The sequence below is a fragment of the Chitinophaga hostae genome, from assembly GCF_018224885.1.
Lineage (GTDB): Bacteria > Bacteroidota > Bacteroidia > Chitinophagales > Chitinophagaceae > Chitinophaga > Chitinophaga hostae.
This window is the reverse complement of the sequence record NZ_JAGTXB010000010.1, coordinates 231,178-256,502: the sequence shown is the minus strand read 5'-3', so window position 1 is coordinate 256,502 and position 25,325 is coordinate 231,178. Positions and strand designations below refer to the sequence as shown.

At 46.1% G+C, this 25,325-nt stretch carries 19 protein-coding genes; 8 read left to right on the top strand and 11 right to left on the bottom strand.

Annotation, left to right across the window (positions count from 1 at the left end; genetic code table 11):
* Positions 1-226 precede the first annotated feature (226 nt).
* Together KE626_RS20850 and trhO are read left to right on the top strand one after the other, a co-directional pair.
* Positions 227-433, top strand: a complete 207-nt coding sequence (locus KE626_RS20850) for a hypothetical protein (protein WP_211974867.1) — start codon at positions 227-229, stop codon at positions 431-433.
* A 113-nt stretch (positions 434-546) separates the two neighbouring features.
* Complete coding sequence (gene trhO / locus KE626_RS20845) at positions 547-1,566, top strand: oxygen-dependent tRNA uridine(34) hydroxylase TrhO (protein ID WP_211974866.1); 1,020 nt, start codon at positions 547-549, stop codon at positions 1,564-1,566.
* 368 nt (positions 1,567-1,934) lie between these two features.
* Here trhO and KE626_RS20840 read toward each other — a convergent pair whose 3' ends face one another.
* From KE626_RS20840 to KE626_RS20810, 7 genes are all read right to left on the bottom strand, one after another.
* Positions 1,935-5,033, bottom strand: a complete 3,099-nt coding sequence (locus KE626_RS20840) for an efflux RND transporter permease subunit (RefSeq protein ID WP_211974865.1) — start codon at positions 5,031-5,033, stop codon at positions 1,935-1,937.
* Between the two features lie 12 nt (positions 5,034-5,045).
* Positions 5,046-6,359, bottom strand: coding sequence for a carbohydrate porin (locus tag KE626_RS20835; protein WP_211974864.1), 1,314 nt, complete (start codon positions 6,357-6,359; stop codon positions 5,046-5,048).
* A gap of 7 nt (positions 6,360-6,366) precedes the next feature.
* Complete coding sequence (locus KE626_RS20830; protein WP_211974863.1) at positions 6,367-7,458, bottom strand: efflux RND transporter periplasmic adaptor subunit; 1,092 nt, start codon at positions 7,456-7,458, stop codon at positions 6,367-6,369.
* Positions 7,459-7,462: 4 nt separating this feature from the next.
* Positions 7,463-8,740, bottom strand: coding sequence for a TolC family protein (locus KE626_RS20825; RefSeq protein WP_211974862.1), 1,278 nt, complete (start codon positions 8,738-8,740; stop codon positions 7,463-7,465).
* 79 nt (positions 8,741-8,819) lie between these two features.
* Entirely contained in the window at positions 8,820-10,190 is a 1,371-nt protein-coding gene (locus KE626_RS20820) for a HAMP domain-containing sensor histidine kinase (RefSeq protein WP_211974861.1), read from the bottom strand.
* A 16-nt stretch (positions 10,191-10,206) separates the two neighbouring features.
* On the bottom strand, positions 10,207-10,893 hold the full coding sequence (locus KE626_RS20815) for a response regulator (protein WP_211974860.1): 687 nt from the start codon (positions 10,891-10,893) through the stop codon (positions 10,207-10,209).
* Positions 10,894-11,010: 117 nt separating this feature from the next.
* Entirely contained in the window at positions 11,011-12,978 is a 1,968-nt protein-coding gene (locus tag KE626_RS20810) for an ABC-F family ATP-binding cassette domain-containing protein (protein ID WP_211974859.1), read from the bottom strand.
* Positions 12,979-13,256: 278 nt separating this feature from the next.
* On the opposite strand from KE626_RS20810, the gene KE626_RS20805 reads away from it, so the two are divergent.
* Positions 13,257-13,844, top strand: a complete 588-nt coding sequence (locus KE626_RS20805) for a DUF3347 domain-containing protein (RefSeq protein WP_211974858.1) — start codon at positions 13,257-13,259, stop codon at positions 13,842-13,844.
* A gap of 67 nt (positions 13,845-13,911) precedes the next feature.
* Complete coding sequence (locus tag KE626_RS20800; protein ID WP_211974857.1) at positions 13,912-16,272, top strand: TonB-dependent receptor; 2,361 nt, start codon at positions 13,912-13,914, stop codon at positions 16,270-16,272.
* 136 nt (positions 16,273-16,408) lie between these two features.
* On the opposite strand, the gene KE626_RS20795 is transcribed toward KE626_RS20800, so the two are convergent.
* A complete protein-coding gene (locus KE626_RS20795; RefSeq protein WP_211974856.1) occupies positions 16,409-16,870 on the bottom strand; it encodes a hypothetical protein in 462 nt (153 codons plus the stop codon).
* Positions 16,871-17,245: 375 nt separating this feature from the next.
* Between KE626_RS20795 and thrS the strand changes: the two genes are divergently transcribed.
* Together thrS and infC are read left to right on the top strand one after the other, a co-directional pair.
* The gene (gene thrS, locus KE626_RS20790) at positions 17,246-19,186 is read left to right on the top strand and encodes a threonine--tRNA ligase (protein ID WP_211974855.1); all 1,941 of its coding nucleotides are present in this window, start codon (positions 17,246-17,248) and stop codon (positions 19,184-19,186) included.
* A gap of 172 nt (positions 19,187-19,358) precedes the next feature.
* On the top strand, positions 19,359-20,057 hold the full coding sequence (infC, locus tag KE626_RS20785) for a translation initiation factor IF-3 (RefSeq protein ID WP_211974854.1): 699 nt from the start codon (positions 19,359-19,361) through the stop codon (positions 20,055-20,057).
* Between the two features lie 84 nt (positions 20,058-20,141).
* Here the strand turns inward: infC and KE626_RS20780 are convergent, their stop codons facing one another.
* A complete protein-coding gene (locus KE626_RS20780) occupies positions 20,142-20,657 on the bottom strand; it encodes a hypothetical protein (protein WP_211974853.1) in 516 nt (171 codons plus the stop codon).
* A gap of 26 nt (positions 20,658-20,683) precedes the next feature.
* Positions 20,684-21,262 carry an HD domain-containing protein gene (locus KE626_RS20775; protein ID WP_211974852.1) on the bottom strand — a complete coding sequence of 193 codons (579 nt, stop codon included), beginning with the start codon at positions 21,260-21,262 and terminating at the stop codon, positions 20,684-20,686.
* A 168-nt stretch (positions 21,263-21,430) separates the two neighbouring features.
* Here KE626_RS20775 and KE626_RS20770 point away from each other — a divergent pair, with 168 nt between their 5' ends.
* Positions 21,431-22,408: a cation diffusion facilitator family transporter gene (locus KE626_RS20770; protein WP_211974851.1), complete on the top strand. Its 978-nt coding sequence runs from the start codon at positions 21,431-21,433 to the stop codon at positions 22,406-22,408.
* A gap of 58 nt (positions 22,409-22,466) precedes the next feature.
* On the opposite strand, the gene KE626_RS20765 is transcribed toward KE626_RS20770, so the two are convergent.
* Positions 22,467-23,678 carry a serine hydrolase domain-containing protein gene (locus KE626_RS20765; protein WP_249207602.1) on the bottom strand — a complete coding sequence of 404 codons (1,212 nt, stop codon included), beginning with the start codon at positions 23,676-23,678 and terminating at the stop codon, positions 22,467-22,469.
* A gap of 311 nt (positions 23,679-23,989) precedes the next feature.
* Between KE626_RS20765 and serA the strand changes: the two genes are divergently transcribed.
* Complete coding sequence (serA, locus tag KE626_RS20760; RefSeq protein ID WP_211974850.1) at positions 23,990-25,225, top strand: phosphoglycerate dehydrogenase; 1,236 nt, start codon at positions 23,990-23,992, stop codon at positions 25,223-25,225.
* Positions 25,226-25,325 lie beyond the last annotated feature (100 nt).

The window sequence follows — 25,325 nt, the reverse complement described above, 5'->3', positions numbered from 1 at the left end:
ATAAACTGTTTTTCAAAAAGGGTGCCAATCGGGGTTGTAACGTAAAGGCAAAGTTATATACAATAATTATCAAATAGTTATAAAATAATAAATATTTTTTTTGGTGTTTGATGAACTTTTGGTTGATTGTTTACGTTAGTAAGGTAAGCATAATTGGACAAGCGCTGTGCACATTTTACTCACACGTATGTACCAAAAAGTATCGTCATCTTTTGAATTCTCTGCTATGCGAAAAATAGCCCTCATTGCGCTCCTGTCAGGGATTTTACTGGCCGCCGCCGCTTATTTTACGGAAATGAATGATCTGCCGGGTGCGGTAGAATTGAGGACTCCCGGGTTTATCGGTTATATCTTCATTATCAGTGCCATTGCCTGGTTTTCCCTGCATGTCCTGTATCAGTGGGGCAAAGAATCGGACCCCTATCACTACTGACTTTCCCTGAATTTCACTACCTTTGCGCCCTAATCAATTGTTCTTTTACAATTAAAGAGGGTTGATTGAAGTTTTGTTCACGACGCAGGTGTCCTTAAAATTTCAAGTGAAACATGGCATTACACAACAGAGTATCTGCCGCCGAGCTGAAACAACGGCTGGCGCAGGAAACATTTAAACGCGTTACTATTTCCTTCTACCAGTACGCGAAAATCCCAGATCCGCAGGCATTCCGCGATCAATTGTACGCATCTCTTTTCCAGCTGGACACATTCGGACGCATCTATGTGGCTCATGAAGGCATTAATGCCCAAATTAGTGTGCCCGGGCATCACTTTGAGGCATTTAAGCAACAGTTGTATGCCATCGACTTCCTGGAGGGCATTCGCCTCAATGTGGCAGTGGACGACGACGGTAAATCCTTTTTTGTACTCAAAATCAAGGTGCGGGATAAAATTGTAGCCGATGGCATCGAGGACCCCACCTTCGACATGGCCAACCGTGGCCGTTATGTAGATGCTAAAACCTTTAATGACCTTAGCGCCGATCCCGATACCGTAATCGTGGATATGCGTAATCACTATGAGTACGAAGTAGGCCATTTTGATGGCGCCATTGAAGTGCCATCCGATACCTTCCGCGATCAGTTGCCCATGGCGGTAGACATGCTGGCAGATAAAAAAGACAAGAACATCATTATGTACTGCACCGGTGGTATCCGCTGTGAAAAGGCATCCGCCTATATGTTACACAACGGCTTCAAAAATGTTTTCCACCTGGAAGGCGGTATCATTGAATACACCAACAAAGCCAAACAACAGGGACTTCCCGTTAAATTCAAAGGCAAAAACTTTGTATTCGACGACAGGCTGGGAGAGCGTATCAGCGATGATATCATCAGTCATTGCCACCAATGCGGCGCCCCTTGCGACGCCCATACCAACTGTTTAAACGACGGTTGCCATCTCCTGTTTATCCAATGCGAATCCTGTGCAAAGAAATATGACGGCTGCTGCAGCGAATCCTGCCAGACCGTTCACGCACTGCCCGCCGAACAACAGGCGGAAATGCGCAAGGGCGTGGAAAAAGGATTGATGTTTAATAAGTCAAGACGCAGAAAAGTGCAGGAATAAAAAATCCGCCCCGCGTTGTTTCTTCTCGGCAGGGCGGAGTAGTTGACCATAAAATTGAATTGGCTGGAGTAATCCGGCCTTTTCGTTTTTATGGCCATTCTATCAACCTATATGCGAACTAAAGCGGTTAGCTATTAGCTGTTAGCTTTTAGTAGATGCAGCGAACCAGCGGTTAGCTATTAGCTGTTAGCTTTTAGTAGATGCAGCGAACCAGCGGTTAGCCATTAGCTGTTAGCTTTTAGTAAATGCAGCGAACCAGCGGTTAGTTATTAGCTGTTAGCTTTTAGCAAATGCAGTTGAGACCAACATAACATAATCTTCTCTGCATTTACTAAAAGCTAAAAGCTAATGGCTAAAAGCTATCTCACCTACATCTGATCCTTCTTATTTTTATATGCGCCATAAAAAATGATCGGGAATACCAGCAATGTCAACACGGTGGCGGTAATCAATCCGCCTATCACTACAATTGCCAGTGGCTTCTGTGTTTCAGAACCAATACCATGTGAAACGGCTGCCGGTATTAAACCAATGGCTGCCATCAACGCGGTCATTACTACCGGTCGGATGCGGCTTTGTACGCCCAGCTTGATTGATTCATTTAATGATAACCGTGCTTCCAGGTTTTTATGGAACACCGAAATAAGGATCACCCCATTCTGTATACAGATACCAAACAACGCTATAAAACCAACACCAGCGGAGATACCGAAGTTCATATTGGTGACATGTAACGCCAGGATACCGCCAATCAGGGCAAACGGCACGTTCATTAATACCAGGCCGGCATCTTTTACACTGCCAAGCATGATAAATAATACCATGAAGATGGCGATGATACTGATAGGTACCACTTGTCCTAACCGCTGGGTGGCACGTACCTGGTTTTCAAATTCCCCTGTCCAGCCGATGCTGTAGCCTTTCGGTAGTTTCACGGCTTTGTTGATCCGGGCCTGCGCCTCTGCGATAGTACTTCCAAGGTCGCGGTCGCGCACGGAGAATTTCACACCGATAAAGCGTTTGTTGCTATCGCGATAAATGAAAGCCGGACCGGTAATGGTTTTGATATCCGCAATCTCTTTCAGTGGTATTTTATTGTTGTTGATGGTAGGCACCATAAGGTTGGCCAGGTCATCTTCCGTTTTACGATAGTTTTCATCGTAACGGATCCTGATGTCAAATTTCTTCTCGCCTTCATACAGCTGGGTAGCGGTTTTACCGCCAATCGCCATTTCAATAACGGCCTGGGCATCGCCGGTAGCTACACCATATTGGGCCATTTTGTTATCGTCCAGGTTGATGCTCATTTCCGGCTGACCAATATTCCGGATCACGCCAAGGTCTTTGATACCCTGCACCGTTTTCAGCTGCGCCACCACTTGCTGTGATAATGCTTCCAGCTTCACCAGGTCATCACCAAATATTTTCACCCCATTGGCCGCCTTAAAACCAGCTACGGCTTCCGACACGTTGTCACTGATGGGCTGTGAGAAGTTCAGGATAATGCCCGGGTATTTTTTCAGGCGCTGCTCCATTTCGGAGATCAGTTCATCTTGCGAAATTTTGCGCTTCCACTCATCTTTCGGCGCCAGATCTACCTGGTATTGTACAAAGTAGAAACCATTTGGATCGGTACCATCGTTGGATCGGCCTACCTGCGACAGCACCCGCTTCACTTCCGGGAAGCCGCCAAGGTCCTGCCGGATATCATGGGCCATTTTAGTGCTTTCCGTGAGCGACATACTCATGGGCAGCTCGGTGGTAACCCAGAGAGAGCCTTCATTGAGTTGAGGAAGGAACTCTGTTCCCAGGAATTTGGCAGAGATAAATGTCAACACCATAAATGCCAGGGCGAGCGTAATACTTAAACGTTTATTCCGGTAAGTCCAGCCAAAACCCTTCATCACAATGCGATCAAAGAAATTTACCAGCACATTGTGTTTCTCCTTTACATTTTTGTTGAGCAATATAGAGCAGAGTACCGGTACCAGTGTTAAGGTAAACAGGAGCGCGCCCAGCAAAGCAAAGCCCAGTGTCCAGGCCAGCGGAGAAAACATTTTGCCTTCTACTTTCTGGAAGGAGAAGATAGGGATGAGGGAGATGATAATAATAAGTTTGGAGAAGAAGATGGCCTTTGCCAGCTCTCCGCCGGTTTGCTTGATCCATCCCAGTTTGGCCATCTTGTTAAAGCGCTGCATGCCATATTTCTGCGCCTTATGGTCCAGCATTACAAAAATGCCCTCTACCATCACCACGGCGCCATCTATGATGATACCAAAGTCAATCGCCCCCATCGACAACAGGTTAGCACTCATTCCTTTCAGACGTAAACACATGAAAGCAAACAACAATGCCAGCGGGATAATGATGGATACAATCACGGTAGTACGCCAGTCGGCCATGAAAAGGAATACAATCACCGTTACGAAAATGATACCTTCGGCGAGGTTGTGCATCACCGTATGGGTACAGAACTCCATCAGGTTATCACGGTCGTAGAAGGTTTCCATTTTAATATCGTCGGGGAGAATGGTTTCATTCAGCTCCTTCAGCTTTTCTTTTAGCCGTACCAGCACTTCTGATGGATTTTCACCCTTACGCATCACCACAATACCCTCTACCAGGTCATCATTTTTATCAATACCTACCTGGCCCACCCGCGGGGCGGATGCTTCGTGTACGTTGGCCAGGTCTTTTACCAGCAGCGGTACGCCATTGATGTTCTGGATGATGATGTTGTTAATATCGTTAATGCTGTTCAGCAGGCCAATACCGCGAACAACGTATGCCTGCCCGTTTTTTTCGATCACGTCGCCGCCTACATTCACGTTGCTTTTGGTGACGGCCTGGTATAATTCCAGTGGCGTGATATCGTATTTGGCGAGTCTTACCGGGTCGGCAGAGATCTCGTAGATCTTTTCCTGTCCGCCAAAGGCCACTACGTCCGCAACACCGGGCACACTGCGGATCTGCCGGTCTATCACCCAGTTTTGCCAGGTCAGCAGATCACGGGAGTCGCGTTTGTCGCTTTTGAGATAGTAGCGGAAAATTTCACCGGTTGGACCGTAGGGTGGCTGTACTTCGGGCTCTGCGCCTTCAGGGAGACCAATATTCTGCAGCATGTTATTGACCTGCTGCCTGGCGAAGAAATCTTCCACATCGTCGTCAAACATGATCTTCACTACGGATAAACCGAACATGGTAACGGATCGTACGCTGGTTTTCCTTTGTACGGCGTTCATAGATACTTCTATAGGCAGTGTTACAAAGCGTTCTACCTCCTGGGCACTGCGGCCGTTCCACTTGGTCACAATCACGATCTGCGTGTTGGTTACATCCGGGAATGCTTCAATGGGCGTATGTAAAAAGGAAAATACGCCGGCAGCAATCAGCGTAGCCACGCTGATGAATACGAACAGTTTGTTCCTCAGCGAAAAAGCTACAATATTTCTAATGAATTTATTCATAACTCCTGATCTTTAGAAAGCCACTCTGGTCCTTAATCCGATGATGTTAACCGGTCCGCGGTCACTGTTGTAGGCAGGATGCAGCACAAACTGGTAATCAGGGCTCAGGGCAATATGTAGCCTGGTAATGTTACATTGATAGAAAACTTCAGCGATCATTTCCGGTGCGTAGTTCAGCTGACCGTCGCCGATCATAAATCCTGTGCCGCCGGCAGCCAGGTAGTTGCGGTGATCTGCGGACAAACCGTTTACCACCAGCGCTGCACCCGCATTGTCCTGTGCACGGTGCCAGCGTCGTCCGTTCTGCAGCCATCCGGCGCTCACGGAACGATCTATTTCTGTATAGGCCCAGGTTTCGTTGCGGCCATCGTTCCAGGATGCTTTGAGAAAAGCGCCGCCGTCAGATGTGATTTCCTGGTCTATGTTGATACCGAAACCATATTTGGTATGGCCATCCCTTCCCACAGCGCTGATGTTGGGCGTATCCTTGGCCTGCTTCACAGCCTCATTGTAGTTGCCCATAGGAGCCTGGTTAATAAATGCCATCACCCGCACATTCCCTTCATGTTTATTCAGTATATGCGTGTGCGTTACCTCCAGTACTTCTCCGTTTGATTTCCCGTAATGGTAGTTCAGTTTGGGTCCGTTGGCTTCCAGTGGCTCCAGGGAGGTGGCCGCCTGCAGCTGCCAGTTGTCTTTCCGGTATTGTACGGTCAGTGCCATGGTATAACCACGAACATCTGCCGGATAGTCCCAGGCAGCATTACTCATCAGCGCCCAGTTCAGGAACTGGGTGCGCGGATCATGGCTGTAGTTGTTCTGGTCGAAGAAGTCGGCCAGGCAATACTTACCGCCTATGAAGCGCAGGTAATGGGTAGGAGTGGTGCCGGCTACATTGTTCAGATCATCGTCGTCGGCTTCCGTTTTAGAAGTTAACGGCAACGTATATACGCCATAGGCACGGGCCAGGTAAATTTTAGGTTTGGAATCTCCCACCCGGAAAGTTTCTCCGTTGGGAAAACCCGCAATGCCGGTGGCGTGGCTGAGACCTTCGCCACCAGCTAGTTCCGGGTTGATATATAGTTCCAGATTTTTCAGCGGACGGATACCTGCATACAGGGTACTGGTAATAGAAGTGGCGCCTTTTTCATGGGTACGGAAACTGTTGGCGCCGGAGTACTTCGCCTGGAAGTCAGGGTGCCATTGCGTTACCAGCGTTTGCTGGAAGTGGAAGGTATACGGAACAATGCTGTCCGTTTTCCTGTCCTGTGCCAGCAGGCGGGTGCCGCTCAGTGCCAGTATACCTATGGAGAATAAACGCTTCATTACCGGGTTAGTCTTTAAGGGCATCGTAAATAAGCAATTGATTTTTGGAGATTACTTTCTCGTCCGGACTTAGCCCGGATGCCAGATAGGTGATATCTCCCGCCGTTTTTGCTACTTCGACCTGGCGTACAGCGATATTGAACTTGTCTTTGAATACCAGTACATAGTTTTTACTGTTATCGAAGATCACAGCCGCCGAAGGCACGGCAATTTTCTGATCTGTATCCCGGTATTTTACATATACTGTAGCAAACATTTCGGGCTTCAGCAACATGTTCTTGTTATCAATGGCGATTCTCACCTGCATGGTTTTGGTAGCGGGATCCAGGAAGTTGTAGATCTTGTCTATTTTCCCGCGGAAAGGCTCGTCAGGATAGCTTACTGTAACAACATCTGCCTCGTATCCTTCCTTGATGCGGGCAATATCTGTTTCAAACACATTGGCCATTACCCAAACATCATCAAGCTCCGAGATGGTAAAAATGTTCGCACTGTTATCCGAACGGATCTCCATGTTGTTGTTGATGTTTTTTTCGATGATATAGCCGGAAATAGGCGCTGTAACCAGGTAGGTGGCGCCTTTGCCTTTTTTGTAGATCTTAAACAGGTCGTTGAGACGGGTAATTTCTGCATCAGACTTTTGCACTTCACCTCTTGCATTTACCACATCTTTCTCCGTACTCAAACGGCTGTCGAACAGGTCCTGCGCAACTTTCAGGTTCTTGTCCGCTACATTTCGGTCGGACCTTGCCTGGGCCAGTTGCTTCTCATAGTCGGCAATTTCGGCACTGTGTATAACTGCCAGTACCTGGCCTTTTTGTACATAATCGCCCAGCTGCACTTTAATATCTTCCACATATCCACTCACCAGCGGGTATACCTTTAATACCTTACCTCCATTGGGTGTTACCTTACCGGAAAGGCGGATCTCATTGAGTACGGGCTCCATATGCGCGGTGTCAATGCGTATATTTTTCAGCATTGTATCGCTGAGAACAAAGGTGGTCTTCTCTGAATCTTCTGCCTGGCTGTGTTTGCAGCCGCTCCATACAAGGATGGTCAGCAGCGAAAAGCCAATAAGGAAAATAGGCTGTTTCATGCGCTTAATTTTTAAATAATTCTTGTCCTGTTGCATAGTTGAGTTCTTCGTAAGCATTTACCCGGTTGGATAAAAACTTATTGATATTTTTTGCGTTGTCGCTATAGCTGTTGAAATAGTCGATGAACTGCAGCAGGGAGATATTTCCTTTACTGAAGTTCTTAGCCACTTCGGAGATGAGTGTATCAAACTCGCCCTGGAACTGGTGCAGGTCGAAACCTTTGTAGCGTTTTTCGAGCGATACTATTCGTTGATAGGCATTGAGCACTTCGGATTGTGCAATGGACTGTTGCTGAAGCAGCTGTTGTTGTTCACTGCCGATCTGCAGTTGTGCGGCGCGGATATTACCCTGGTTGCGGTTCCACACAGGCAGGTCAATTCCCAGTGTAAGTCCTACGAAGTTGGGCGTATAACTGCCCTGTTTATCATAGGTGGCGCCTACATGCAGATCCGGAACGGCCATGGATTTCTGCAACCGGTAGTTTAACTGCGCGGTTTGATATTGCATGTCAGCCATGCGTACATCCGGGCGGTTTTGCGCAACGCTGTCGAGCAACTGTGGCAACTGGATCTTATCCAGGCTGTATGAAGCCAGTTCCGCGGGTTGCAGACTGGCCTCATAAAAATCCCTGGTATGTAACAGTTGCTGTAGGTTTTTCTGAGATTCCAGTTCCTGTTGTTTCAGGTCTGCATAATCATTCTCGATGCCCACCTGCAGGGCCTGCAGCCTTACGAGGTCGGCATGTGCCACGCTTCCTTTTTTATCGGCAGTAACATACGCATCCACAATTTTCTGCAGGTTTTCCAGCTGCTCGTTCAACACTTTTTCCGTTTGTTGCTGGTAGTAGATATTGTAGAAGTTTTCGCGGAGCTGCAATCGAAGCGTACGAACGAGTTCATCGAAATTAGCCTCGCTCATTTTTGAGGCTGCTGCGGCCAGCTGGATGCTTTTATTTCTTTTCCCTGCCAGCTGAATTAACTGGTCGATATTATATTGTGTTTCGCCACCCGAGCCTACATTAAATGGCTTGAATTTATCAGTGCTGCCAAAACCCAATACGGTGCTGAAAGATGGATTGCTCCACATTTTTGCTTGTCGTACCAATGCTTTAGAGGCATCCACCTGGTAACGTTGTGCCAGTAACAGGTAGTTTTTTATGAGGAAGGAATCCTCTACGGATTGCAGCGTAACGGTTTGCGGTGTCGTTTGTGCCTGTGTAGGTTGAATAAAGCCCAGGCAGGAAACGCTTGCTGTTATTAACAGCATCCTTATAGTTCGCATAATGCCAGATTTCATGATACAAAGCTCACAAAGCGGAATTAAAGCGGCCTTTAAGGAAGATTAAAAAAGCCTTAAAGAATTATATGTGAGGGAGTATCACTGCGAAAGTGGTGCCTTCGGAAGGAGTAGCCGTAACAGTAATATGACCGTTATGGATTTGCACAATTTTTTTGCAGATAGACAAACCAAGGCCATGGCCGCGGATTTGGAGCGCGTTGCGGCCACGGTAAAAGGGTTCAAATATTTTATTGATTTCTTCCGGCGGAATACCGATACCATTGTCTTTTATCTGTACAAGGATGTATTGGGTGTAGAAATCTATAGAGACCCACGCGGTATTATTCTCAGAAAATTTACAGGCATTATCGATGAGGTTCAGGAACAATACCTTCAGCAGGTTTTCATTTCCATAGCAGGTTACCATGGAATCATTATCCGGTACTTTCACAAAATGGATCTCCACTTTGCTGGGCGTTTTTTGTTTCAGGCGGATCAGGGTGGTCATTTCCATCAGCAGCTCATCGATCCGCACATTGCTCAGTACGAACTCCTGTTGCCGCATTTCTGACTGGGCGAGCTGTAACAGGCCATTGGAAAGGTCGGAGAGGTTTTCCGCATCTTCCAGTACAGACGTCAGCAAGGCAAGGTATTCTTCCCGGGAGCGATCTTTCGACAATGCCACCTGCAGCTGGCTGATAATGGCTGCCAGTGGGGTACGCAGTTCATGAGAGGCATTGCTTACAAAGCTTTTCTGGAGATGAAAAGATTCGCTGAGACGCTGCAGCATTGTGTTGAAGTTCGCTCCCAGCTTGGCGATTTCATCTTTTCCTTTTACTGCTACCTGGGTATCGTGCATGTTGTTGGCATTGATGCTATCTACCTGTTGTACCAGCTGATCAATAGGTTCCACCATTTTGCGGGCAAAGAAATAACCAACACCTACCAATACAATAACAGCGGTAATAAGCTCCAGGAGCAGGATCTGGCTGAGATTACGCAGATTTTGGAAACCATATTTATCAAAGGAGGACACGATGACGATAACCGATACATCTCCCTCTGTATAATACACGCCTACTACTTCACCGCTTCCCTTATCATAACTATATAATTTGTTTTCCTTTATAAAGTTCAGCAACCTGGGATGCGTGCGGATAGTGGTATCTTTCAGGTTACTATACAGCAGGTCGTAGCTGGGGTTATATACCAGGATGGTTTCTTTATAAAGGTCCTGGAAAGTGGTGCGGTCCAGTTTACGGAGCAGGTCTACCTTTACATTTCCATCTTCAATAATTACATTGGCAATGGACCGGGCGCGGTATTCCAGTCTTTCGAGGTATTCCGCCTTGCGTGATTTGGCAGAAAAGTAATAGGCCAGCACTGCAAATGCGATGAGCATCAGCGCGGCTGAAATAGTGTAATAGAGCGCTATTTTGTATTTGATCTTCAATCAGAAAAAGGTAGTGTTATTCTTCAGAGAGATAATACCCCATACCGGTTTTGGTATGTAATAGTTTCTGTTCAAAATCCTTGTCTATTTTCTTTCGGAGGAAGTTCATGTATACTTCAATCACGTTGGTACCGGTATCAAAGTCGATATCCCATACCTTTTCAGCGATGGTGAGTTTGGAGATTACCTTGCCTTTGTGCATGGCGAGGAATTCGAGCAGCTGGTATTCTTTGGCGGTGAGGGCAATTTTTTTGCCGCCACGGGTAACATCCTTTTTCTCCCGGTCTATTTCCAGGTCGGCGATACTGATTTTATACTGAGTGCCGTGGGTAGCTTCGGAGCCGGCCCTTTTGAGGAACACCCTTATACGTGCCAGTAGTTCACGGAAGTCGAAAGGCTTTACAAGGTAATCATCAGCGCCCAGTTCAAAGGCCTGCATTTTGTCTTCCACGCCGCCAAGGGCGGTGAGCATAATAACCGGAACCCGGTTATTTTTATGCCGGATCACCTCACAGATTTCATAACCGTTATGATGGGGAAGGTTGAGATCAAGGATGACCAGGTCGTAGTTATTGCTGATGGCTAATCCTTTGCCAATACGGCCATCATAGGCCACATCCACGTCAAAACCATTTTCTTCCAGCCCCTTTTTAACGGCATTGGCCACTTTTACTTCGTCTTCAACTACCAGTATTTTCTGCATAAGATGAAATTACGAATTATAAGGAAAGAATTACGAATAATGAATTACGAACTACGAATTACGGATTGGTGCGAAGATCTCGGACAAATCCGTAATTCGTAATTCATTATTCTTTCCTCAGCTGGTCAGGTTTGCTTCCAGCTGCATTATTTTTTCAAATAACTGTTCGTATTGCTGATTTGCCCGGTCCAGGTATTTCAGTACATCCTGGTATTCGCTTTCTACCTGGGCAAATTTTGTTTTGTCGTTATAGATGTCTGGTGAGCCCAAACTGGCTTCCAGGCTGGCTTTACGCTCTTTCAAGCTTGCTACCTGTCCTTCAACCTGCGAAAACTGTTTTTGCTGTTTCTGCAGTTCACGCTGCACATCTTTGTTGATAGCGCCTTTGCCTTCAGCGGCAGGAGCCGTATTTTGCTGCCGTGTATCTTTCTTCGTATCTGCGTTGCTGTTAGCCTTTGCACTTGCCTGCTGCTGTTGCTGCTGGGCAGCCATCCTCTTTTTCCATTCTTCGTACTCGTTGTAAGTACCCTTGAATTCCTTGATTTCGCCGTCTACAATTTCCCAGATCTTATTGGCGGTCTGGCTCACGAAGTAACGGTCGTGCGATACCAGTACCAGGCTGCCGTCGTATTTATTCAGCGCATCAATGAGCATCTGCACCGAGTTCATATCCAGGTGGTTCGTAGGCTCATCCAGCATCAGGAAATTTGCCTGGCTGATAATGGTTTTGGCCAGTGCCACCCTTGCTTTTTCTCCCCCGGAAAGTATCCTGATCTTTTTAAATACATCATCGCCGGTGAAAAGGAAACAGCCGAGCAGTTGCCTTAATTCGAGTTCATTACGACCACTACCGAAGTTTTTCAGTTCATCGAGAATCTCGCTGTTCATATCGAGCGATTCCAGCTGATGCTGCGCATAGAAGCTGGTGACTACGTTATGACCCGGAACGCGTTCGCCTTCCATAGGTTCCATGCCGAAAATGATACGGAGCAGGGTAGACTTACCCTTACCGTTGGCGCCGATCAGGGCAATTTTATCACCCCGGTTGATTTCTGCGCTGGTATTTTTAAGGATTTCTATGTTCCCGAAGCTTTTGCTGATATTGTTCAGGGTACATAAAATTTTCCCCGGCGTTTTGTCTACCGTGAAGTTGATTTTTATTTTAGAGGGACCGTTGTCAGTTTGTTCCACCCGTTCCAGCTTGTCCAGTCTTTTGGCAATACTCTGGGCCTGTGCAGCCTTCGATGCTTTGGCTTTAAAGCGCTCAATAAAACGTTCCTGCTGGCGGATATAGTCCTGCTGGTTTTCGTAGGCACGTTGCTGCATTTCGCGGCGGAGTTCTTTTTCCACTTCATAGTCGGCATAAGAACCGGCGTAGTGGTGCAGCTGTTGTTGGTATACTTCCACGATCCTGTTTACCATACGATCCAGGAAGTAACGGTCGTGCGATACAATGATCACGGCGCCGTTATAGCCGATCAGGTATCTTTCCAGCCATTCAATGGAGGGAAGATCCAGGTGGTTCGTGGGCTCATCGAGCATGAGTACATCGGGTTGCTGCAGGATCAGGCGGGCCAGGAGTACACGCATGCGCCAGCCACCGGAAAACTGGCTGTAGGGACGTTCAAGATCGGAAGTGGTAAAACCCAGTCCTTCCAATACCTGCGCGGTTTTGTGCTTCATGTTATAGCCATCCAGCGCTTCAAATTCATGCAGTTTATCGCTGAATTCATGCAGCAATTCGTCGGTCTGGCTGTCTTCCAGCTCTTTGGTTATACGTTCAATATCTTTCTCCAGCTCCAGCGCTTTACCAAAAGCCATCATGCCCACTGTCAGGATAGATTCATCTGTTTCAAAGCTGAGCAGGTCCTGGTTAAAGAAACCTATTGTCAGATTTTTACTTTTATTAATACTTCCTTTGGAAATGGAATATTCCCCATTGATAATGCGTAACAGGGTAGATTTGCCGGTACCATTCAACCCGATAAGCCCCACGCGGTCGCCTGGTTCTATGTGCCAGGAAGAATCTTCCAGTATAACCCTGGATCCAAACTCAAACGTAATGTCCTGTAATGCGATCAACATAAAAAATAAAAAAATTGGATAAAAAACGTGCAAAGTTAAGGATAAATGTCGGGATTTCGCAGAAACTGTCTGGCCCGGGATTAGACTGATTTTGATGATTTAAAGGATTTTTTAATAACTATAATTTGATTTTAAAGGATTAGCGAAGATATCCGCTGATATCTCCCTTAATCTTTTAAAATCAAAAAGAAAAAATCCTTTAAATCATCAAAATCAGTCTAATCCTGGGCCAGACAATTTCCCGGTATTTATTTAGTTTTGCGTCAAAGCACAAAACTATGAGTTTTAAAGTAGGCGTTCCCGTAGGATTGTTAATACTGGTAACAGGTTTGGTTGCATGCCACTCCGGTACACCAAAGGAAGAACCGCAGCAGGCGGTCACTTCAGCCGCTTTACAGGCGCCCTATAACCAGGTGTTTTATGATTCGCTGGGAACTGCGATGGCATCCTATTACCGTTTGTCGGATGCACTGGTACAGGCGGATAGTGTTGTTGCCAACCGGGTGGCGACAGATTTGAAATTGCATGTGGATAGTTTGCCGGTAGGTCTTTTGCAGATGGACAGTACCCACCTGGCTAATATTTCCGGTATCACCGGCAGTATCAGCGCGGAACTGGCCGGTTTTGAAGGCGAAACAGGACTGGATGGCAAACGGGCCGCTTTCCAGATGGTATCGGATATGCTGTTCGACCTTGTTAAGAATACGGGTTTAAAAGGACATACTATTTATCACCAGTACTGCCCCATGGCATTTGACGACAAAGGCGCTTACTGGTTGAGCGATAAGCCGGGGATACAGAATCCGTATTTTGGTCATAAAATGCTCACCTGTGGCGAAACGCGGGATAGTTTAACCTATAAATAATAGATCGTTGAATCGTGGCCAGTAAGTCGTAAATTACGATACTTTGTTGTTTATGATTTAACACGGTATGTTCACACGATATGGTGCCTTCTTGCTGGTCCTTTTTTTACTGTGTGCCTCCAGGGAGGCAGAGGGGCAGCAATATACCGTGAGCGGCTTTATAAAAGACAGCACCAACGGAGAATCCCTTCCGGGGGCCACTATACAGGTTTTACACTCGACTACCGGTGTTCAGACAAATAATTACGGTTTTTATTCTATTACCCTTCCGGCCGGAAACTATATCCTGTTGTATTCTTTTCTTGGATATGAATCCAAAGCGGTTGCGCTTACCCTCAACGAAAATATTACGCAAAACCTGGAATTGTTTCCCCGTTCCTACCAGGCCAAAGAGGTGGTGATTACGGATAAGCGGAAAGATGCCAATGTTAAAAGCACCGATATGGGCCGCGCCGAACTCACCTCTATCCAGGTAAAGAAATTGCCCGCCCTGATGGGAGAAGTGGATGTGCTCAAGGCGCTGCAGCTCATGCCCGGCGTACAGGCGGCTGGCGAAGGAAATGCGGGTTTTTATGTGCGTGGCGGCGGTCCGGATCAGAACCTTATCCTGCTGGATGAGGCGCCGGTATATAATACAGGCCATTTGTTCGGCTTTTTTTCTGTGTTTAACGCAGATGCCATTCGCAATACCACGCTCATCAAAGGCGGTATGCCGGCCAATTACGGCGGGCGCTTGTCATCTGTGGTTGATATTGCCATGAAAGAAGGGAATAATAAAAAATTCCAGGGAGAAGGGGGAATAGGACTGATTGCTTCCCGGCTCTCTTTCCAGGGACCGTTGAAAAAGGACAAGGCCTCTTTTATTGTCAGCGGCCGTCGTACCTACATTGACCTGATCACCAAACCATTTATTAATAAAACGAACTACAAAGGTTCAGGGTATTATTTTTATGACCTGAATGTAAAGATGAACTATATTTTTTCGGACAGGGACCGCCTCTATTTGAGCGGCTATCTTGGAAAAGATGTTTTTAGCTTTAACAATAACGACCGCTCTTTTAATGTAAAGATTCCCTGGGGCAATACTACCGCCACGTTAAGATGGAACCATGTGTTCAATAAAAAGCTGTTTGCCAACACCTCATTGATCTATAACGACTATAAGTTCCAGTTCAGTGCGGTGCAGAATAACTTTGATATCCGTTTATCTTCCGGCATCAGTGACGCCAACATAAAAACAGATTTTGACTATTACGCACATGTGAATCATCACATCAAATTCGGTGCAAATTATATCTATCACACCTTTACCCCGTCTACTGTTTCAGGGAACCAGGATACCACAAAATTTTCTCCCGAAAATGCATTTAAAAAATATGCACATGAAGTAGCATTATACCTGATGGACGACTGGGAAATATCGCCTCATCTGCAACTGAATGCAGGTGTGCGGTACAGCGGTTTTATGCAGATAGGGCCCTATACCAGGTACACCAGGGATGCAGCCGGTAATAAAACCGACAGCATTGTATACCGGCGCTGGCAGCCGGTTATCCGCTATGGCGGTTTTGAGCCGCGGGTCATCCTGCGCTGGTCATGGAATGATCTTAATTCCATTAAAGCGGCTGTAACACGCAACTACCAGTTTATCCACCTGGTGTCTAATGCCGGTACCACGTTGCCTACGGATGTATGGGTGCCCAGTACCTACCTGGTACAGCCGCAGTTATCGTGGCAATACTCCGCAGGTTATTTCCGCAATTTCAACAACAATACCTATGAAGCTTCAGCCGAAGTATACTACAAAAGCATGGAACACCAGATAGAGTACAGAGAAGGGTATACGCCTTCCCTGACTGATCCCGAACAGGATTTCGTATTTGGGAAAGGAGAGGCTTATGGCCTGGAATTGTTTGTGAATAAGAAAAAGGGACGCTTTACCGGCTGGCTGGGTTATACATTGGCCTGGACCTGGCGGCAGTTCCCGGATCTGAATGACGGTAAACGCTATCCGGCCAAATACGACCGGCGTCACGACCTGGCATTGGTGGGCACCTACGACCTGGATAAGCACTGGACTTTGTCGGGCGTGTTTATTTATGGCACGGGTAATACCACTACTTTACCGGAAACATTTTATTTTATGGAAACCACGCTGATACAGGGTTATGGCAGTATCAACTCTTACCGGCTGGCAGCTTATCACCGGCTGGATTTGTCGGCTATTTATACCCCAACACCCAAAAAGCCCCGGCGTATAAAAAGCAGCTGGACTTTTTCTATCTACAATGTATATAGCCGGAAAAATCCTTACTTTATTTATTTCGATCAACAGGGAAACGTGTTGAATGGTACTTTAGAGGTAAGCGCAAAGCAGGTATCGCTATTCCCGATTTTGCCATCGGTGACCTATAATTTCAGGTTTTAGGAACGGGTAAAAAAGGGGGAAGTACACACAGATTAATGGGGGAGCACACACAGTAGTTGAAGCGGAAATACACGATGGAAGGGACATTGAAAATGGGGAGTACACACAGATAGAAATACACGATGGAAGGGATCCGTTATCTCAATATTCCGGCATATTTGAGAATGGTACACACGGTGACAATAATAACTATCACCTGTCCCAGACTCGCAGCGAACATGTGTTTTGTCAGCCTGGTTTCAGTGTCATGAATGCTCCGGGTTAACTGTAATTTGACATCGGAGAGCTCCTCTTTGGTCGCCATTAAATTAAGTCTGGTGGCAACGGCGTGGATCTCCTGTTTGAGTTCATTTTTTGTTGCGTAAAGTTCCTCTTTTGTCGCCATCAGGTCCATCCGTGTGGCCACCAGGTGGATTTCCTGCTTAAGCTCCGTCTTAACTGCCAGCAATTCTGTTTTTGTTGCCAGATCCAGGTCTCTTTTTGCCAGTTGCATTTCGGAAAATTCCCCCAGGGTTGTTACAAACTCCATGGCTTTCTTGTCCGGTAAATGCAGATCGTGTCTGGCGAAATCGTACAATTTTAATGTTCCTGTGTTCATTATGTAATTATTTTATATTACAGTCGTAAAATTAATTGATTCCTACTTTTAATATTGATCTTTAAATAGATATTTCTTTTAACTATATTATTTTTCAGGTGGTATTATCGATTTGAAAAAGAACTTGTTTTATGGATTCAGGCGCTATAAACAGGCTAAAGGCTGTGTTATTTTGTAATTATTATATATTATAAAAGTAAGCGGTAAGGCTTTTTTTCAACTGAACGCACATCGCTGTACCAATATTTATTTTTAAAATCCTTAAGTTCAATGACATGGTTATCTAAAAGCTAACAAACTATTTCTTAACTTCGCAAACATTTTATAAAGGAAATATAGCCCATATGAAAAAGTATGGTGCTAACAGCAAAACGTATGATAAATATCACTTTTCCGGATGGCGCAGTTCGTCAGTATGAACCAGGAGTAACTGCATTGGACATTGCCAAATCCATCAGCGAAGGATTGGCACGCAAAGTATTGGCTGCAAATGTTAATGGGCAGGTAGTTGATGCTACACGCCCGATTTTGACGGATAGCACGCTGCAGCTGTTGACGTGGGTGGATAAAGATGGTAAGGCTACGATGTGGCATTCCTCTGCGCACTTGATGGCAGAAGCCCTGGAAGCCCTGTACCCCGGTGTGAAACTGGGTTATGGTCCCTCTATTGAGAATGGATTCTATTATGATATTGATTTAGGCGACCGCACAATTTCCGAGGAAGACCTGAAACAGGTAGAAGCGAAAATGGTGGAATTGTCTAAACGAAACAGTGAGTATGTACGTAAAGAAGTAAGCAAGGCAGATGCGCTGGCCTACTTTACCGAAAAGGGTGATCAATACAAAATCGAAACCATCAATGAACTGGCGGATGGAAGTATTTCCTTCTACACCCAGGGTGGATTTACAGATTTGTGTCGCGGGCCTCATATTCCGAATACCGGCTTTATCAAATCCATCAAACTAACCAGCATCGCCGGCGCCTACTGGCGCGGAAGTGAAAAAAACAAGATGCTGACCCGTATCTACGGTATTACCTTCCCGAATCAGAAAGAGCTGGATGAATACCTGACACTGATAGAGGAGGCTAAAAAACGTGATCACCGCAAACTTGGTAAGGAACTGGAATTGTTCGCCTTCTCTGAAAAAGTAGGATTGGGTTTGCCTATGTGGTTACCAAAAGGAGCTATGCTGCGTGAGCGTTTACAACGCTTTCTCCAGGAAGCACAGGTAGCCAGCGGTTACCTGCCCGTTGTGACTCCGCATATTGGTAATAAAAACCTGTATGTGACTTCCGGTCACTATGAGAAATATGGTAAAGATAGTTTTCAGCCTATACACACACCTGAAGAAGGGGAAGAGTTTATGCTGAAACCAATGAACTGTCCGCATCACTGCGAACTGTATAAGGTATCGCCAAAGTCGTACAAAGACCTGCCGGTTCGTTTCGCTGAATTCGGTACCGTATACCGCTATGAGCAACATGGTGAACTGCATGGTCTTACCCGTGTAAGAGGATTTACCCAGGATGATGCGCATTTGTTCTGCCGTCCTGACCAGGTAAAAGAGGAGTTCCAGAAGGTGATCGACCTGGTGATGTACGTATTCAACAGCTTGAGCTTTACAGAGTACACTGCTCAGATTTCGCTGCGTCATAAAACTGACCGCAGCAAATACATGGGTACCGAGGAGAACTGGGAACTGGCGGAAAAAGCCATCATTGAATCTGCTGCCGAGAAGGGCCTGAATACAGTGGTGGAATATGACGAAGCAGCTTTCTATGGCCCTAAGCTGGACTTCATGGTAAAAGATGCCTTGGGCCGTAAATGGCAGCTGGGTACTATCCAGGTGGACTACAACCTTCCTGAGCGCTTTGAACTGGAATACATCGGGGCAGATAACCAGAAGCATCGCCCGGTGATGATTCACCGCGCGCCATTCGGTTCGCTGGAGCGCTTTATTGCAGTACTGATAGAGCATTGCGCCGGTAAATTCCCGCTTTGGCTGGCGCCTATCCAGGTGAAAATCCTGCCGATAAGCGATAAAAGCCAGGACTATGCAGAAAAAGTAGCAGAATTGCTAAAAAAAGCGGAAATTCGCGCTGAAATAGATGACAGAAGCGAAAAAATCGGTAAGAAGATCCGGGAAGCAGAGCTGGCAAAGATTCCGTACATGCTCGTACTCGGTGAAAAAGAAGCAGCTGATAATGTGGTAGCCGTTCGTCGTCAGTCTAAAGGTGATTTGGGAACCATGCCACTCGAGCAGTTTACCACGATGATAAACGAAGAGGTAGCAAACAGAAAGCCGATAGAATAACCAGGTAAATGAATGTGGAAAAAAGGTATATAAAAGAATGAACATTACTTGAATGAGGTATGTTTATTGCTGTGATTTTCCCCTTATTTTTGTAAAGATTGTTTTTGGTCCATGGACGATATGTGGACCATGGACTAAAAGGACAATTAATTAATTAATTTTATTTTTCTTAATGCAACAAAGACCCAGACCAAGTTTTGGCGGCAACAACCGGGGCAGAAACCCCAACTTCCGCAGGGAACAACAACAAGAACATCGCACCAACAGGATGATACGCGTTCCTGAGGTAAGGCTTGTAGGTGAAAATATTGAGGTAGGTGTCTACAGAACCGAGGAGGCGCTGAAAATGGCAGAGGAACAAGGTTTAGACCTTGTTGAAATTTCCCCAAATGCTGTGCCCCCCGTTTGTCGTATCATCGACTACAATAAATTCCTTTACGAAAAGAAGAAGAAGGAAAAAGAAATGAAGGCGAAGGCGCACAAAAGCGAAGTGAAAGAAATTCGTTTTACGCCTAACACCGATGATCATGACTTCGACTTTAAAGCTAAACATGCTGAAAGCTTCCTGAAAGACGGTAACAAGGTGAAGACCTATGTACAGTTTAAAGGTCGTGCTATCATGTTCAAAGAGCGCGGTGAGTTAATTCTCCTGAAGTTTGCTGAAAGGCTGGCAGAAGTAGGTGGTCTGGAAAGTATGCCTACCATGGAAGGTAAGCGTATGATCGCCATCTTCGCACCTAAAGCGGCTAAGAAGAAAGAAAAGGAACCCCGTGAGCCAAGAGAGCCCAGGGAACCGAGAGAACCAAGAGAAGCAAAGGCACCCGTTACACCTCCGCCTGCAGCTGATGCAGCAGAAGATGCTAACGCGTAACCAATGGTTATATCTGATTAGAAAAGCAGCACAACAGGGTGTTATACCTTGTTGCGCTGCTTTTTCTTTTATAGGCTAACTATGCTATTGTATCTCCTTTAATACTTTCCGGGCTCTTGATCTGATCCCTGGAGAGGCATTGTTTTCCAGCAACTCTTCAATCAGCAACCTGATCTCGTTTTTTATCTCGGGATAGTTCCCCGCTAAACGGGCCAGTACCGTCATGGAAAAGGCTTTCACCGCGGTCGTTTCCTGCGGATCTTCAAGAAAAGCAAAACAACAGTTCATCACCGGACCATGAAGGTTTTCCGGTATGGGCACCTGTTGTAATATCCTCACCACATTTCTTCTTACCGCTGCAGGCATTCCCTTTTCCTCCATACGGGCCACCATGGCCGGCAGGTGAGGGGTAAGCAATAGAGGATGGTTATCGGCTACCATACTTATTATCCATGCTGCGCGCTGTACCACGCGGTATTCATCGTGCAGAAACAGTTGTATCAACTGCTTAAACCGAACGGCATCATGGCCTATCCAGCCGGTTATGTGAAGGGATTGCGCGCGGGAATGTTCCGCCAGTATTTCAGAACGTAGGTCCATACAACCGGCAATTTAATGCAAGCTGGTTAATTACCATGCTTTAACAGGTAGGATAATGTTTTTTGCTTTATCCTGTCCACGTCTTCGGGGTTCACCGGCAGATCCGTTTCCTTCCCCATATCGTCCCATATCCGGAGCTGTATGTATTGCGAGAACAAAGGATCACTGCGGAAAGCCAGCGCTTCTTCTTCGTTCATAGGACCTCCCTGGTATTCGAGCGTTTGCTTGCTTGCTTCAGACAAAGTATCATAATAAGCACTGTCAGACCAGGTCAGATAGCGTTTGGCGGCTACATGGCTGCCTACCAGTTTTGCCATTCTTTCAGGAAAGCCACATTCCAGTAAATAGGCGCTGCCCAGATCGTCATGCGCCAGCGAGCCATAGGTCCCCATCTGCTCTGTATGCTCAAAAAAATGGCCAATGTCGTGCAGAAAAGCGGCGATGATCATTTCATCGTTGAAGCCGGTGCGCTCTGCTATCAATGCAGCCTGCATCATATGCATCATCATGGTTACCTGTTCCCCGTATTCCTGTTGGCCGTAATTGTTATACAGGTCAAATATCTGGTCAATAACGGAGTAGGCGTGTAATTCGTTGTCGGTCATTTTTCGTACATTAATAAGGGTTAGGACTGTTTTCCATTGATTATCGTGGTATTATCGCAAATGTAATCGCTGTCGCTGCTATATCAGCAAACCGATTGTTATTTTATTATTAATACCGCCATACGATGGTACCCCGATAATCGTTTACCTTTATATAAATCTACACCGTTGCTAAAAAAAGAACTACGTGTGATTTTCGTGTCGCTGATCGTTAGTTTTATACTGACAGGGGCGAAGTTTGCAGCCTATTTTATAACCCACTCTGTTGCGATTCTTTCCGACGCATTGGAGTCTATTATCAACGTAGTGGCCGGTGGTTTTGCCTGCTATAGCATTTACCTGGCCGGTCAGCCTAAAGATGTGAACCATCCATATGGCCATGGCAAAGTAGAATTCTTCTCTATCGGGTTTGAAGGGGCCATGATCTTTATTGCGGGGATGCTGATATTGGCAAAAGCAATACAGTACTTTGTTTTTCCGAAAGAACTTTTTAAAATAGAAAGCGGCTTGTGGCTAATAGGCGTCACCACTATCGCCAATCTCTTACTGGGTCTGTACCTGGTGCGCTCGGGCAGGGAATTATCGTCTATTACCATCCGCGGAAACGGACAACATATTATGACCGATGTATACAGCAGCGTGGGGCTGATGATCGCGCTCGGCGTCATACAGGTTACCGGGTGGAAATGGCTGGATCCTGCGGTATCATTGCTGATGGGAAGCCTGATCCTTACCAGCGGCTATCGGCTGATGCGTCGCTCTATTTCCGGGCTGATGGATGAAACGGATATGAGGGTAGTGGATAAGGTAATCGCTATTTTATCTGCTCACCGCCGTCATAACTGGATCGATATCCATAATATGCGGGTGCAGCAATATGGACACAATTATCATATTGATTGTCATGTTACATTACCGTATTACCTTGAATTGAACGATGCACATGAAGAAATGAAACATATTGAAAAGCTGGTCAACAAAGAGTTTGCAGCGGGCGAGGTAGAGTTTTTTATTCATATGGATCCCTGTATTCCTTCCTGCTGTCATTATTGTTTGAAAGATGACTGCACGGTGAGGAGCCATCCTTTTACGGGCGAAATAACGTGGACAAGAAACAATGTAATGCCTAACCGGAAACATGGATAAAAAAAGCGTATAGTCGTTAGCATTAGCTAAAAACTATACGCAAAAAAAAATCAGGCGGCTATTCTTCTCCGGCTTCTTCACCATCTCCATGGCCCATAATATCACGCACGGGTTTTACTGCCTGGTAAATACCGCGGTTATATTTATTTCCTAAGATGATCAACGTAGTGGAGTCTTGTACAAAACGATAGAATACCGTGTTGTTACCATGCCACCAGCCATTGTGATAGATAATATTTTTGGTCCTGTCGGGGTACACCATGAGTCGCCATCCAAGACCGTAGTTACGGATGCCCGGCTTTTCGTGGCTGTATGGCGTATATGCTGCTTTCAGGGTTTCAGCATTTAACAGCTGACCCGAATAAAGCGCCTGGTCCCATTTAAGCATATCGCGTGCGGTACTGTAAATGCCTTTATCGCCCATTACGCCGTCGAAATAAGTATCCGGTTCAAACTGACCATTGTATTTATGACTCTGGGTTTGATGGGAGCGTGCCGCCGAAGCCGGATCATACACGAATGTTCCGGACATCCCCAGCGGCTGGAAAATGGTTTGTTCCATGAACACCGCATATTTCTGTCCGCTTACTTTTTCGATGATAGAGGCCAGCAACAGGTAGTTAGTATTACAATACTGGAAATGTGTGCCTGGCAGATGCTGCATAGCAGGTTTATGAACTTCCATCAGTTTGATCACCTCATCATTGGTAATAAAACGTGATTCTTCTTTCCATAAGCTGTCACAGAAATAGAGGTAATTGGGCAGGCCGCTGCGGTGACTCAGCAACATGCGCACATTGATTCCTTTGTAAGGAAATTCGGGGAAGAATTTCTGCAGAGAATCGTCCAGGCTCAGCTTTTCTTTTTGCACCAACCACAGCACCGCTGCGCCGGTAAAGGTTTTTGAAACAGAAGCCAGCTGAAAAGAGGAGCTGTCTATTACAGGAGTTTTAGTCCTGGAGTTTTCGTAACCATGATATTGTTCAAAGATGATAACGCCCTTTCTGGCTACCAGGATGGCGCCATTGAAACCGGAGCGTAAAAGTTTACCATTGTAGAATGCCGATAATTCGTGTTGCATCTGTATCGTACGCGGCGATTTGAGAACGGCTTCTTTTTCTGCGTTAGTTAATCCCAGTGTGTATAGAACGCTGTCGGACGATGCTTTTTTCCTTTCGGCTTCCCTGCGTGCTGCAGAGCTCTGGCAACTTGATATAATTGCAATTCCGGATATAGTTAAGATGATACTTACTGCTTTCAATCGCTTCATTAGAGGTGTACTACGTGCTTAATTCAAAATGACCCTTAAAAAATACAAAGCGCTAAATTTATGCCCAATGTGAAAGAATCCCAAATAAAAACGGTGTTTTCTGTTCCTTTTAATTGATTTTTAAGCCTAAAAGCTGAAAAAAGTTAAAAAAATGACCCTCAGAAGTACGTTTTTTTGATAAAATCGAATTTGATCCCCCTGCTATTTGAATATTCCCCAACATCGAGTAGGTTTGTGCCCTGTTTCCCCGCTATCAGCAATTATTAAGCCAATTGCAGCATATAGATACACATATAATCTAGTATAATATTATGGACCAGCAAAAGTCGACAAGTTATCCGAAAGAGAAGATCAGCATTTTATTATTGGAAAACATCAGCGATGCCGCGGTGGCGGAATTTACCACTGCAGGGTATCAGGTTCGCAAGTTGTCGGGCGCACTGAGTGAAGAGGATCTGATCAATGAAATCAAGGATGTACACCTTCTGGGCATCCGTTCCAAAACCAAAGTAACACGCAAAGTGCTGGAGTCGGCCAGAAAGCTGCAGGCGATTGGATGTTTTTGTATCGGAACAAACCAGGTAGACCTGAAAGCGGCTACAGAACATGGCGTAACCGTATTCAACGCACCTTATTCCAATACCCGCTCGGTGGCTGAGCTGGTAATAGGTTTATCTATTATCCTGATCCGCCGCATTGTTGATAAAAACGCCGCCGCCCATAATGGTATCTGGATGAAGGAAGCTACCGGCAGCTATGAACTCAGGGGGAAAACGCTGGGTATCGTAGGATATGGTAATATCGGCAGCCAGGTAAGCGTACTGGCGGAAGGAATGGGAATGAATGTTATCTATTATGATGCTGAAACCAAGTTGCCACTGGGTAATGCCGAGCAGCAACGCAGCCTGAAGGAGCTCTTTAATAAGGCCGATATCGTTTCCCTGCATGTGCCTTCCAGCAAAACCACGGCGAACATGATCACCAAAGAGGTGCTGGCAGACGCAAAACCCGGCGCTATTTTTATCAATTATGCCCGTGGAGAAGTAGTAGACCTGGAAGCATTGAAAGACGCGCTGGAAAGCGGCCTGCTATCAGGCGCAGCGATCGACGTATTTCCTGTTGAACCGGAAAAGAACGGCGCTGCTTTCAGCACACCGCTGCAGAAATTATCGAACGTTATTTTAACACCACACATCGGTGGCAGCACGGAAGAGGCACAGCATAATATAGGTCTTGACGTGAGCAGCAAAATGCTGAACTACCTGGAAAAGGGCGCCAGCTTTGGTTCCCACACTGTTCCGGCCATCAGCGTGCCACCTATTGAGAATACACACCGTATCCTGCATATTCACCAGAACGTGCCCGGTGTGTTGTCAGCGATCAACACCGCCTTGTCTGCCAACAAAATCAATATCCTGGGTCAGTACCTGAAAACCAACGACCAGATTGGTTATGTAGTGCTGGACGTGGATACCAGGTTATCACAGGAAGCCCTGGCGCTGTTGAAGGAGGTGGAACATACTATTAAAACCAGATTGCTGTACTAGTCATCCTGGATAATGAATTGGCCGGAGATGATCACATAGGTTGATCATCTCCGGCCAATCTTTTTTTTCACCCGGTATATCACCCTGTTCACCGATTCTT

Bases quoted from the DNA above. Each gene is read 5' to 3' on its own strand.
- KE626_RS20850 (WP_211974867.1), top strand. From the start codon at position 227: ATGCGAAAAATAGCCCTCATTGCGCTCCTGTCAGGGATTTTACTGGCC.
- trhO (WP_211974866.1), top strand. From the start codon at position 547: ATGGCATTACACAACAGAGTATCTGCCGCCGAGCTGAAACAACGGCTG.
- KE626_RS20840 (WP_211974865.1), bottom strand. From the start codon at position 5,033: ATGAATAAATTCATTAGAAATATTGTAGCTTTTTCGCTGAGGAACAAA.
- KE626_RS20835 (WP_211974864.1), bottom strand. From the start codon at position 6,359: ATGAAGCGTTTATTCTCCATAGGTATACTGGCACTGAGCGGCACCCGC.
- KE626_RS20830 (WP_211974863.1), bottom strand. From the start codon at position 7,458: ATGAAACAGCCTATTTTCCTTATTGGCTTTTCGCTGCTGACCATCCTT.
- KE626_RS20825 (WP_211974862.1), bottom strand. From the start codon at position 8,740: ATGCGAACTATAAGGATGCTGTTAATAACAGCAAGCGTTTCCTGCCTG.
- KE626_RS20815 (WP_211974860.1), bottom strand. From the start codon at position 10,893: ATGCAGAAAATACTGGTAGTTGAAGACGAAGTAAAAGTGGCCAATGCC.
- KE626_RS20810 (WP_211974859.1), bottom strand. From the start codon at position 12,978: ATGTTGATCGCATTACAGGACATTACGTTTGAGTTTGGATCCAGGGTT.
- KE626_RS20805 (WP_211974858.1), top strand. From the start codon at position 13,257: ATGAGTTTTAAAGTAGGCGTTCCCGTAGGATTGTTAATACTGGTAACA.
- KE626_RS20800 (WP_211974857.1), top strand. From the start codon at position 13,912: ATGTTCACACGATATGGTGCCTTCTTGCTGGTCCTTTTTTTACTGTGT.
- KE626_RS20795 (WP_211974856.1), bottom strand. From the start codon at position 16,870: ATGAACACAGGAACATTAAAATTGTACGATTTCGCCAGACACGATCTG.
- thrS (WP_211974855.1), top strand. From the start codon at position 17,246: ATGATAAATATCACTTTTCCGGATGGCGCAGTTCGTCAGTATGAACCA.
- infC (WP_211974854.1), top strand. From the start codon at position 19,359: ATGCAACAAAGACCCAGACCAAGTTTTGGCGGCAACAACCGGGGCAGA.
- KE626_RS20780 (WP_211974853.1), bottom strand. From the start codon at position 20,657: ATGGACCTACGTTCTGAAATACTGGCGGAACATTCCCGCGCGCAATCC.
- KE626_RS20775 (WP_211974852.1), bottom strand. From the start codon at position 21,262: ATGACCGACAACGAATTACACGCCTACTCCGTTATTGACCAGATATTT.
- KE626_RS20765 (WP_249207602.1), bottom strand. From the start codon at position 23,678: ATGAAGCGATTGAAAGCAGTAAGTATCATCTTAACTATATCCGGAATT.
- serA (WP_211974850.1), top strand. From the start codon at position 23,990: ATGGACCAGCAAAAGTCGACAAGTTATCCGAAAGAGAAGATCAGCATT.